This is a genomic window from Streptomyces jeddahensis, from assembly GCF_001642995.1.
Classification (GTDB): Bacteria; Actinomycetota; Actinomycetes; order Streptomycetales; family Streptomycetaceae; genus Streptomyces; species Streptomyces jeddahensis.
Genome location: NZ_LOHS01000141.1, coordinates 75,264 through 85,682, shown reverse-complemented (window position 1 = coordinate 85,682; position 10,419 = coordinate 75,264). Strand labels below are relative to the sequence as shown.

8 protein-coding genes are annotated in these 10,419 nt (G+C 73.2%); 4 read left to right on the top strand and 4 right to left on the bottom strand.

All coding sequences use genetic code 11. The features are described 5' to 3' along the window. Positions 1–213: 213 nt before the first annotated feature. Together STSP_RS30605 and STSP_RS30600 are read left to right on the top strand one after the other, a co-directional pair. Positions 214–1,077 (top strand): phosphatidylinositol-specific phospholipase C/glycerophosphodiester phosphodiesterase family protein, encoded by an 864-nt coding sequence (locus STSP_RS30605; protein ID WP_067284260.1) that lies wholly within the window; start codon positions 214–216, stop codon positions 1,075–1,077. A 156-nt stretch (positions 1,078–1,233) separates the two neighbouring features. Beyond that, complete coding sequence (locus STSP_RS30600; RefSeq protein ID WP_067284266.1) at positions 1,234–1,428, top strand: hypothetical protein; 195 nt, start codon at positions 1,234–1,236, stop codon at positions 1,426–1,428. A gap of 20 nt (positions 1,429–1,448) precedes the next feature. On the opposite strand, the gene STSP_RS30595 is transcribed toward STSP_RS30600, so the two are convergent. Both STSP_RS30595 and xylB read right to left on the bottom strand, forming a co-directional pair. Then, positions 1,449–2,648 carry an ROK family transcriptional regulator gene (locus STSP_RS30595; RefSeq protein WP_067284259.1) on the bottom strand — a complete coding sequence of 400 codons (1,200 nt, stop codon included), beginning with the start codon at positions 2,646–2,648 and terminating at the stop codon, positions 1,449–1,451. A 76-nt stretch (positions 2,649–2,724) separates the two neighbouring features. Further along, positions 2,725–4,170, bottom strand: coding sequence for a xylulokinase (xylB, locus tag STSP_RS30590; RefSeq protein WP_067284258.1), 1,446 nt, complete (start codon positions 4,168–4,170; stop codon positions 2,725–2,727). A gap of 219 nt (positions 4,171–4,389) precedes the next feature. On the opposite strand from xylB, the gene xylA reads away from it, so the two are divergent. Beyond that, positions 4,390–5,556, top strand: a complete 1,167-nt coding sequence (gene xylA, locus STSP_RS30585; RefSeq protein WP_067284257.1) for a xylose isomerase — start codon at positions 4,390–4,392, stop codon at positions 5,554–5,556. A 166-nt stretch (positions 5,557–5,722) separates the two neighbouring features. Here the strand turns inward: xylA and STSP_RS30580 are convergent, their stop codons facing one another. Both STSP_RS30580 and STSP_RS30575 read right to left on the bottom strand, forming a co-directional pair. Next, positions 5,723–7,117: an SWIM zinc finger family protein gene (locus STSP_RS30580; protein ID WP_232789852.1), complete on the bottom strand. Its 1,395-nt coding sequence runs from the start codon at positions 7,115–7,117 to the stop codon at positions 5,723–5,725. Beyond that, on the bottom strand, positions 7,114–10,026 hold the full coding sequence (locus tag STSP_RS30575) for a DEAD/DEAH box helicase (RefSeq protein WP_067284256.1): 2,913 nt from the start codon (positions 10,024–10,026) through the stop codon (positions 7,114–7,116). The genes STSP_RS30580 and STSP_RS30575 overlap by 4 nt, the downstream gene beginning before the upstream one ends. A gap of 210 nt (positions 10,027–10,236) precedes the next feature. On the opposite strand from STSP_RS30575, the gene STSP_RS30570 reads away from it, so the two are divergent. Then, positions 10,237–10,419 carry a hypothetical protein gene (locus STSP_RS30570; RefSeq protein ID WP_067284255.1) on the top strand — a complete coding sequence of 61 codons (183 nt, stop codon included), beginning with the start codon at positions 10,237–10,239 and terminating at the stop codon, positions 10,417–10,419.

Genomic DNA, 10,419 nt, shown 5'->3' with positions numbered 1-10,419 from the left:
TGGGTGGTGCGCGAGCAGGAGGGCGGCCGCCGCCTCGGCCTGCCCGCACCTTGCCGCCCGCCATGGTCGCCGGAGTGAACGCGAGGTGCGGCTCCGTCGTGAGGTGAACGCGGGGCGGCGGTCCAGACAACTCCGTGCATTGATCAGCCACTTGAGCATCCCGGGCGCCCATACTCGCCGGTGTCCCCTACGGCACTTCCCGGGAGGCTGAGTATGGCCCTTACCACCCGTCGCAGAGCCCTCACGACCCTCGGCGCCGCCCTCGCGGGCAGCGTCGTCGGCCCCGCCGCGTACGCCCGGGCGAGCGAGCGGAAGCGCGGTCCGCGCCCGCTCCTGCGCGCCCACGCGCACAACGACTACGAGCACCCCAGGCCCCTGTTCGACGCGCTGGACCACCGTTTCACGAGCGTGGAGGCCGACATCTACCTCGTCGGAGACCAGCTGCTCGTCGCGCACGACCCCGCGGATCTCGACCCGTCCCGTACGCTCGAATCGCTGTACCTGGACCCGCTGCTGGCCCGCATCCGTGCCAACCAGGGCTCCGCGTACCGCGGTTACCGCGCGCCACTGCAACTCCTCATCGACATCAAGACCGAGGGCGCCTCGACGTACCTCGAACTCGACCGGCACCTGCAGCGCTACCGGCAGATCTTCACCACGTACGCGCATGGCACAGTGCATCAGAGGGCGGTCACCGCCGTGATCTCCGGAGACCGGGCCGCCCGTGGCCCGATGGAGGCGCAGCAGGAGCGCCACGCGTTCTACGACGGCCGGCTGGCCGACCTCGGATCGTCGGCGCCCGCCTCCTTCGTCCCGCTGATCAGCGACAACTGGACCAACAACTTCACCTGGCGGGGAGTCGGTCCGTTCCCGGCGGACGAGCGCGACAAGCTGCGGGGCATCGTTTCGGCCGCTCATGTGCGCGGGCAGCGCGTGCGCTTCTGGGCCACCCCCGACGCGGCCGGGCCCGCACGCGATGCGGTGTGGAGTGAGCTGCTCGCCGCCGATGTCGACCACGTGAACACGGACGACCTCGCGGGCCTGGAGGCGTTCCTGGACGCCCACGACAACGCCTAGTTGAGCGCCTCTCAGCTGGTCTCAGCTCGGGGCATCGCCCTCACAGCGAGTCACAACACTTTCGGGGGACACGCCAGTCACCGGGACCGTCCCTCCGCTACGCCACACTTGCGGCCGGAGGCCACGGGTGTCGACGTGGCGGAGGAGACCGGGGCGATGGCTGTTTCAATTTCTGCGGTGCTGCTGCTGCTCATCCTGGCGGTGGTGTTCATGCGTAACGGCTCGCTGAAGGTCTCGCACGCCTTGGTGTGCATCCTGCTGGGGTTCTATCTCGCGAGCACGAGCATGGCGCCGACCATTCACGAGGGCCTCTCGGCGACGGCGGAGATCGTCAGCCACCTCAATCCATGAGCCGTGGGCGCCCTCCCCCCTCACACCCCGTTGGCCACCATCGCCGGATCGTCCAGCACGGCCCGCACGACCGAGTGGGCCGCGCCGAGCAGAGGGCCCTCCGGGCCGAGGCGGGACACGGCGACGCCGCAGGCCAGGCGCGCGGTGCGGCTCCCTAGCTCGCGCTCCAGGGCAGGGAGCAGCCAGGGAGCGAGCCGGGAGAGCGCCCCGCCGAGGACCACGGTGTGCGGGTCGAGGAGATTGACGGCACCGGTCAGTGCGATGCCCAGCGCCGTGCCGGCGCCGCGCAGCGCCCGCCGTACGTCCTTGTCCCCCTCGGCGGCGCGGTCGGCGAGCAGGCCGACGCGGCCCTCGCCGGGGCCGAGTCCCGCCGCCCGCAGCACCGCCTCCACGCCCGCGTACTGCTCGAGGCAACCACGTCCGCCGCACCGGCACTTCGGGCCCTCGGGACGCACCGGGACGTGGCCGAGCTCGCCCGCGAACCCGCGGGTGCCGCGCAGCAGCCGGCCGTCGACGACCACCGCCGCGCCGATGCCGATCTCCGCCGACACGTGCACGAAGTCGGGCGGTGTGGCGTCGCCTAGCCACAGTTCCGCCAGGGCGCCGAAGTTCGCCTCGTTGTCCACCGTCACGGGCAGCTCCCCGGCGAGGAGCTCCGCGAGGTCGGTGTCGCGCCAGTCGAGGTTCGGTGCCCGGACGACCATCCCGGTGCCGCGCTCCACGAGGCCGGGGACGGCGACCGCAAGCCCGGCGGGGCGCAGGCCGGCCTTGTGCGCCTCGCCTGCCACCTGATCCACCAGCGCGGCCAGCTCCTCGGTCACCGGTTTCGGTGCCCGGCCGCGGTTGTCGCTCCACTGCACGGCACGCGCGCGTACCTCGCCGCGCAGATCGACCGCGCACACCGCGAGGTGGTCGACGCCCACCTCGGCGCCGATGCCGGCCGGGCCGCGGCCGCTCACCGCGAGCGCCGAGCCGGGGCGGCCCCGGCCCGTCCTGCCGGGGCGCTCAGGCCCCAGCTCGTCGAGCAGCCCGGCCCTGATCAGCTCGTCGACCAGTGTCGAGACCGCGGCGCGTGTCAGGCCGATGCGGGTGGCGACCGCGGCGCGCGACAGCGGTCCCTCCGCGGCGACGGTGTGCATCACCCGGGAGAGGTTGCGGCGGCGCATGCCCTGCTGGGTGTCGGGGGTGCCCCGGCGGGCGTCGTGCAGCGGTGCGGTCATGCCTCCCTCAGTCCTTGTCGGTTCGCATGCGGTGTCGGGCGGTGCGCGCCCGGGGAGCCCGGGCGCGCGGTCCCGGTCAGGGCGCGTCCGGGCGCCTGTCCAGCAGTGCGGCGGCGTCGGACAGCACCCCGGCGATTCTGCCGAGCACGGCCTCGTCGCGTTCCACCGGCTCCAGGACCGGGCCCTGTGCGGTGCCCCAGCGCCGTGCGACGGCGGCCGAGTCCTCGCCGGTGAGCAGCCCGGCGGCCTGCGCGGCCGCACCGAGCGCGACCAGCTCCCTGGCCTCCGGCACCTGCACCGCGCGGCCGGACAGCCGCCGTACGGTCTGCTGCCAGGCCGTGCCGCGGGCGCCGCCACCGATGAGCAGCAGCGGAGCGGTCGGGTCCGCGTCCTCGTCGAGCACCAGCTCGAGCGCGCCGAGCAGCGAGTGCACCGCGCCGTCGTACGCGGCCTGCAGGAGCTGGCCGGGCGTCGTGTCGTGGCGCAGCCCGTGCAGCAGGCCGGAGGCGTTCGGCAGGTTCGGCGTGCGCTCGCCGTCCAGGTAGGGGAGGAGGGTCACGGTGCCGCCGGGCTCCACGGCCTGCCGGTCGATGCCGAGCAGCGCGGCCATGCGGTCGACGGCGAGCGTGCAGTTGAGGGTGCAGGCCAGGGGCAGCCAGTCGCCGCGGGCGTCGGCGAAGCCCGCCACGGTGCCGGACGGGTCGGCGGGCCGCCGCTGCGACACCGCGTACACGGTGCCGGACGTGCCCAGGCTGAGCACGGGTGTGCCCGGACGCAGGCCGAGGCCGAGGGCGGCGGCCGCGTTGTCGCCGGTGCCCGGGGCGACCAGCGTGCCCTTGGCGAAGGGCAGCTCACCGCTGCCGCGCACGGTTCCCGCGACCTCTCCGGGGCGTACGACGCGGGGCAGCAGCGCCGGGTCGAGTCCGACGCGGCCGAGGATCTCCTCGTCGTACGACTCGCTCGCCGACGACCACCATCCCGTGCCGGAGGCGTCGCCGCGGTCGGTGGTGCCGTCGCCGGTCAGGCGCTCGGTGAGGTAATCGTGGGGCAGGCGGACGGCGGCCGTGGCGCGGACGGCCTCCGGCTCGTGCTCGGCGAGCCACGCCCACTTGGTGACCGTGAAGGACGCCCCCGGCACGCTGCCGAAACGGTCGGCCCACACCTTCGGGCCGCCCAGCTCCTCGATGAGCCGCTGGGCCTGCGGCGCCGACCGCACGTCGTTCCACAGCATCGCGGGGCGCACCGGCCTGCCCTGCGCATCGAGTGTGACGAGTCCGTGCTGCTGGCCGCCGATCGACACGGCCGCGGCCTCGTGGGCGGCGTCGCCGCACTGGCGCAGCGCCTCGCACAGGGCGCTCCACCACTGCTCCGGGTCGCTCTCGCGGCCGGCGCCGGACGTGACGGTGTGCGGCGCCTGGCCGCTCGCCACGACCTGCCCGGTGGCGGCGTCCACGACCAAGGCCTTGGTGGACTGCGTGGAGCTGTCCACGCCGACGACGAGCGGTCCCTCCGCTGCTGACATCGGGCTCTCCGTTTCTGCGGCTCGCGCCGGGCCCGCCGTGGGGCCAGGCTGTTTCTGGGCTCTGCGCATCCCTGACGGGTGCTCTGCGCATCCCTGGCGGATCCGGTTTTCCGGCCGAAACCGCCGGTCTTGCCGAGACCCGTCTTCCCAGAGATGCCCTGGCATACTAATTTGTAAAGCGCCATGACGAAATAGTCGGAGCGAGCAAGGAGCCGCGGCATGAGCTACCAGCCCACCCCTGAGGACAGGTTCACCTTCGGTCTGTGGACCGTCGGCTGGCAGGGCAGGGACCCCTTCGGTGACGCCACCCGTCCGGCCCTGGACCCGGTCGAGACCGTCCAGCGCCTGGCCGAGCTCGGCGCGTACGGTGTGACCTTCCACGACGACGACCTGATCCCGTTCGGGTCCAGCGACACCGAGCGCGAGGCCGTCATCAAGCGTTTCCGCCAGGCGCTGGACGCCACCGGCATGAAGGTGCCGATGGCCACGACCAACCTCTTCACGCACCCGGTCTTCAAGGACGGTGCGTTCACCGCGAACGACCGCGACGTGCGCCGTTACGCGCTCCGCAAGACGATCCGCAACATCGACCTGGCCGTCGAGCTGGGCGCCACCACGTACGTCGCATGGGGCGGCCGCGAGGGCGCCGAGTCCGGCGCCGCCAAGGACGTGCGCGTCGCCCTTGACCGCATGAAGGAGGCCTTCGACCTCCTCGGCGAGTACGTGACCTCCCAGGGCTACGACCTGCGCTTCGCCATCGAGCCCAAGCCGAACGAGCCGCGCGGCGACATCCTGCTGCCCACGATCGGCCACGCTCTCGCGTTTATCGAGCGCCTGGAGCGGCCCGAGATGGTCGGCGTCAACCCCGAGGTCGGCCACGAGCAGATGGCGGGGCTGAACTTCCCGCACGGCATCGCCCAGGCCCTGTGGGCGGGCAAGCTGTTCCACATCGACCTCAACGGCCAGTCCGGCATCAAGTACGACCAGGACTTCCGCTTCGGCGCGGGCGACCTGCGTCAGGCGTTCTGGCTGGTCGACCTGCTCGAGTCCGCCGGTTACGAGGGCCCGAAGCACTTCGACTTCAAGCCGCCGCGGACCGAGGGCTTCGACGGCGTGTGGGCGTCGGCGGCCGGCTGCATGCGCAACTACCTGATCCTCAAGGAGCGCGCCGCCGCCTTCCGCAACGACCCGGAGGTCCAGGAGGCGCTGCGCGCGTCGCGCCTCGACGAGCTGGCGAAGCCCACCGCCGAGGACGGCCTGTCCGCGCTGCTCGCGGACCGCTCCGCCTTCGAGGACTTCGACGTGGAGGCGCGAGGCGCCCGCTCCATGGCCTTCGAGCACCTCGACCAGCTGGCGATGGACCACCTGCTGGGCGCGCGCGGCTGATCCAGGTACCCCTGGGGGAGGCAGGCCCGCGGCGGCGGGCCTGCCTCCCCCAGGTCGTGGCCGCCGGGGTGGCCGACGCCGTCGGGTGGGGTGCGGGTGCCGCTGTGCCCACCCTCAGCGGCGGCGCAGGTCTGCAGCCACCACCTCCTAGAGTCACCCGCCCTGTTCACTCGCTTCCGGTCGCCACCGCCAGGGCCGTCGCCGGGTCGGCTGCGGCAGGACCCGCCGGGGTCCAGCGGCCGCGCTCCTTGCGATACGGCCACCAGCGGCCGTCGCGCCCCAGACGCACCTGCGCCTGGACTCCCACCGCCCGAGCGTCAGCCGGCTGAGCGCCGGCCACCGTCCAGCGATTGCGCGCACCGCGCAGCTCGGGCCGTTCGTCCTCGTCCCACGCCGATTCGAGCGCGGCACGCGCGCGTGCCAGTTCCTCGGCATCTGGCGTCCATGCCTCGTCGAGTACCGAGAGGGCCGCCGCACCGCCGTACCTCCAGGCGCGCACGGCGAGGGCGAGCCCGTCCCGGCCTCGTCCCGATGCGGACGCGAGCCGCGCCGTGATCTCCGCCCCGGGGTCGGCGGCGGCCAGGCGTACGGCGTCCTGATCGGCTGACAGGCCGGGGTGGACCGGCTGTCGTTCGTGGTCCGGGGCGAGGGCCTCGGCCAGCAGCCGGTGCGCATCGGCAGCCGCCTGTGCCGCGAGGAACTCCAGCGCGAGCACATCGAGACCGGGTGCGGGCTCCGCTTCCGTGTCCAGCGATGGCGGAACCCCCGGCTCCTGAGGTGCGAGCAGCGGTGCAGGCAGCGGCGGCAGGATCTGCCCTGCGGCGTACGCCTCTCGCGCGTCGACGCCGTCGGGAATCTCCCCCTGCACCTCCTCGGCCGACCCCGGCTGCGCGGAAGCCTGCGCGACGCTGCGGACCTGCAACGCATCCAGCAGTGCGCGTTCCCCGCGGCCCCGCATCAGCAACAGCACGAAGGGATCCTGGTCCAGCAGCCGCGCCAGCTGGTAGCAGAGTGCCGCGGTGTGCGCGCAGTGGTCCCAGGCCCCGCAGCCGCACTCGGGCTCGAGATCACCGATGCCCGGCAGGAGCTCGACGCCCGCGGCGGCCGCGTCCTCGACCAGATGGGGCGGCATGTCGCGGTCGAGGAGCGCCGCGATGTGCCCCGCACGCTCGACGGCCATGTCCAGGAAGCGGTCCCATTCCTCGTCGCTGAGCTGCTGCAGGAGGACGTCCGAGCGGTGCGGGGTGCGGTCCCGGTCCTGGACGACCGCGGTGATACGGCCCGGGCGTACCGATACCGCGCCCACCGCCCCGGCGCGCGCGAGCCTGCGGCCCGCCTTCACCTGCTGGGAGTCCAGAGCCGTGTCCTCCAGCGCCCTGAGCCAGGCCTGGCCCCACCAGGTCGCTGCGAAGCCACGCCCGCGTGCGGGCGGCAGCGCGGCGAAGGTGCGTTCGTCAGCGGTCTCGCTCGGGGTTTCGCCGGTGTGGCCGTGCGTGTGGCCGTGCCGGTCGTCCGCCTCACCGAACCCGTGATCCTCGATGTACTCGTACCTGCGGCTCATCGCCCCTCGCCCCCTCGCAGCTCCACCAGATCGGCAAGCTCGGCATCGGTCAGTTCCGTCAGGGCGGCCTCGCCGGAGCCGAGCACGGCGTCCGCCAGTGCGCGTTTGCGCAGCAGCATGTCGGCGATGCGGTCCTCGATCGTGCCTTCGGCGACGATCCGGTGCACCTGCACGGGCTGGGTCTGCCCGATGCGGTACGCGCGATCGGTCGCCTGGGCCTCCACGGCGGGGTTCCACCAGCGGTCGTAGTGCACGACGTGACCCGCCCGGGTCAGGTTCAGCCCCGTGCCGGCCGCCTTCAACGACAGCAGGAAGACCGGGGCTTGACCCTCCTGGAACCGGTTCACCATGGCCTCGCGTTCCGCCACGGGCGTCCCGCCGTGCAGCAACTGCGAGGGCACACCGCGCGACGTCAGATGCTGCTCGATGAGGCGGGCCATCCGGACGTACTGCGTGAAGACCAGCACGCTCGCGCCCTCGGCGAGGATGGTGTCGAGCAGCTCGTCCAGCAGGTCGAGTTTTCCGGACCGGCCCGCGATCCTCGGATGCTCCTCCTTGAGGAACTGCGCGGGGTGGTTGCAGATCTGCTTGAGTCCGGTGAGCAGCTTGACGATCAGCCCGCGGCGTTCGAAGCCCTCGGCACCCGAGATCTCCGCGAGCGTCTCGCGCACCACGGCCTCGTACAGCCCGGCCTGCTCCGGGGTGAGGGTGACGGCCCGGTCGGTCTCGGTCTTGGGCGGCAGTTCGGGGGCGATGCCCGGGTCCGTCTTGCGGCGGCGCAGCAGGAACGGGCGGACGAGCTTGGCGAGCCGCTCGGCGGCCGCCGGGTCCTGACCGCCCTCGACGGCCTGCGCGTAGCGGCTGCGGAACGTGCCGAGCCGGCCGAGCAGCCCGGGTGTGGTCCAGTCGAGAATGGCCCACAGCTCGGACAGGTTGTTCTCGACGGGGGTGCCGGTGAGCGCCACGCGCGCGTGCCCGCCGATCGTCCGCAGCTGCCTGGCGGTCGCCGAGTAGGGGTTCTTGACGTGCTGAGCCTCGTCGGCGACGACCATCCCCCACTGCGTACCGGCGAGCTGCTCGGCGTCGAGCCGCATCGTGCCGTACGTGGTGAGCACGAACTCGCCGTCGGACAGGTCCTCCAGACTGCGGCGTCCGCCGTGGAAGCGGCGTACGGGGCAGCCGGGCGCGAACTTCTCGATCTCGCGCTGCCAGTTGCCCATCAGGGAGGTCGGACAGACGACGAGCGTGGGGCCCGCCGACGCCTCGTCGGTCTGCCGGTGCAGATGCAGGGCGATCAGCGTGATCGTCTTGCCCAGACCCATGTCGTCGGCCAGGCAGCCGCCCAGCCCAAGTGAGGTCATACGGGCCAGCCAGTTCAGTCCGCGCAGCTGGTAGTCGCGCAGGGTCGCCGCGAGCGCGGCGGGCTGCCCCACCGGCTCCATGCCCTCCGGGTCGGCCAGCCGCTCGCGCAGGGTCGCCAGCCAGCCGGTCGGCCGTACCTCGACGCGCCGCCCGTCCACCTCGGTGGAACCCGTCAGAACGGCGCTCAGGGCGTCGATCGGGGTGACCTTGCGATCCTGCTGCTCCCGGGCGCGCCGGACCTCCTCCGGGTCGACGAGCACCCATTGGTCGCGCAGGCGCACGACCGGCCTGCTCGCTTCGGCGAGGCGGTCCAGTTCCTCGCGGGTCAGCTGCCGGTCGCCCAGCGCGAAGCCCCAGTTGAAGGCGAGCAGGGCGTCCGCGGACAAGAACGACGGTGCGTCGGAGAAGGCGGTGCTCCGGGCCTTGTGGTCCTCGTCTCGACCGTCGTCCCGGGTGCCGTCGTCCGGAGGGCCGATGACCGCGCGGGCGGTCAGCTTCCGCGCCAGTTCCCTGGGCCAGTGCACCTCCACGCCCGCGGCCGCGAGCCGCCGGGCCCCCTCGCCGAGCAGTTCGGCGACCTCGTCGTCAGCGAGCTCCACCGCGTCCGGCACGGTGGCCGACAGCAGGGGAGCGAGCGGTGGCCAGGCGCGGGCCGCGCGGCGCAGCGCGAGCAGGGCGTCCATCCGCGCGCGGGGGCCGAACGACCGCGTCGACGGGCTCGTGTCGGCCCACACCCTGGCTGCGTCCGCGACCAGCGTCGGATCGCTGACGCTGTGCATCTGCAGCACCGCCCGGAACGCGAGCCCCGTGTCGTCGTCCGAGGTGGCCGCCGCGAGGCCCGGCACCTCGACGCGCAGCGAGATCCGTACGCCCGCGTCGTGTCCCGCGGCCACATCGGCGGCCCACGCGCGGTGCTCGGGGACGTGCTGCGGCCGGTGTGCCGCGAAGGCCGTGCCGCCTGCTGCGAGCGCGGCTGCGGGGGAGCGCGGCAACGTGTCGGCCACGGCGTCGAGGAAGGCGCGCAGCAGCTGCTCGGGGTCCGGCAGCCGCGGTGGTCCGGCGCCGTCGAGCGGGACGGCGTGCGCGGCGGGGGGCATCGCGGCGGCCAGGTCACGCACCCGCTGAAGGTCCTCCGGCCGCAGCGGCCCCGCACGCCAGGCGTCGTGGTCGGCCGGCGTGAGCCCGGGCAGCAGCCGTCCGCAGGCGACGAATTGCAGCGCCAGCACTGTCGCCGTTCCCCAGAATGCGGCCGCCGGGTGTGCCTGCGCATGCGCACGCGCGCGTGTGAGCACGGGGAGGGCCTGCCGCACGGGCAGAACGAGGGCGGGCACGCCGACGAGCTCGATGCCGTGGTCGTGGGGGAGAGCGACGCTCAGTTCCTCGACCGCCCCCGCAGCCGCCGCGGGAGGCGCGCTCCTGTCGGCGTTCCAGAAGGCGACGCTGCCGCCGCGCGCCGGGTCGGCGGGCAGGAAGACGACGGAGCAGCGGGACAGTTCTGAGATCTCGGAGGGTGTTGCTGCGGGCAGGTTCTGCACAGCGATGCACATTCCTCAAATTTGACTACTGAGACCGGAGTCGTCGAGGGTACCTCACTCCTGGCTTCCGGAAGGGCTTCTCCGCGGGCGATCCGGGGCAGCACCTCAGGGTCGAGTAAGGGACGCACGTCAGGGACGTCTCAGGGTCGCGACCTGGAACCGCCGGGGACACCAGGCCGTTTTCAAGGCAGAGAGCGGCAGCAGCCGCGAAGGAGGCGACACATGTCCAAGAACGCGAAGATCGCCGCAGGAGGTGTGGCGGCCGGGCTCATCCTGTGGATCTGGCTGCCCTGGTGGGCCGCGCTCCTGATCATCCTCGGGGTGCCGGCTGCGGCGTATCTGGCCCTCGACCCCTCGCAGCGGCGCAGGCTGCGCCGCGTCACACGCAAGGAGCTCGGCCGCTGA

Excerpts from the sequence above, each read along its gene's own strand:
- STSP_RS30605 (WP_067284260.1), top strand. The coding sequence starts at position 214 with ATGGCCCTTACCACCCGTCGCAGAGCCCTCACGACCCTCGGCGCCGCC.
- STSP_RS30600 (WP_067284266.1), top strand. The coding sequence starts at position 1,234 with ATGGCTGTTTCAATTTCTGCGGTGCTGCTGCTGCTCATCCTGGCGGTG.
- STSP_RS30595 (WP_067284259.1), bottom strand. The coding sequence starts at position 2,648 with ATGACCGCACCGCTGCACGACGCCCGCCGGGGCACCCCCGACACCCAG.
- xylB (WP_067284258.1), bottom strand. The coding sequence starts at position 4,170 with ATGTCAGCAGCGGAGGGACCGCTCGTCGTCGGCGTGGACAGCTCCACG.
- xylA (WP_067284257.1), top strand. The coding sequence starts at position 4,390 with ATGAGCTACCAGCCCACCCCTGAGGACAGGTTCACCTTCGGTCTGTGG.
- STSP_RS30580 (WP_232789852.1), bottom strand. The coding sequence starts at position 7,117 with ATGAGCCGCAGGTACGAGTACATCGAGGATCACGGGTTCGGTGAGGCG.
- STSP_RS30575 (WP_067284256.1), bottom strand. The coding sequence starts at position 10,026 with ATGTGCATCGCTGTGCAGAACCTGCCCGCAGCAACACCCTCCGAGATC.
- STSP_RS30570 (WP_067284255.1), top strand. The coding sequence starts at position 10,237 with ATGTCCAAGAACGCGAAGATCGCCGCAGGAGGTGTGGCGGCCGGGCTC.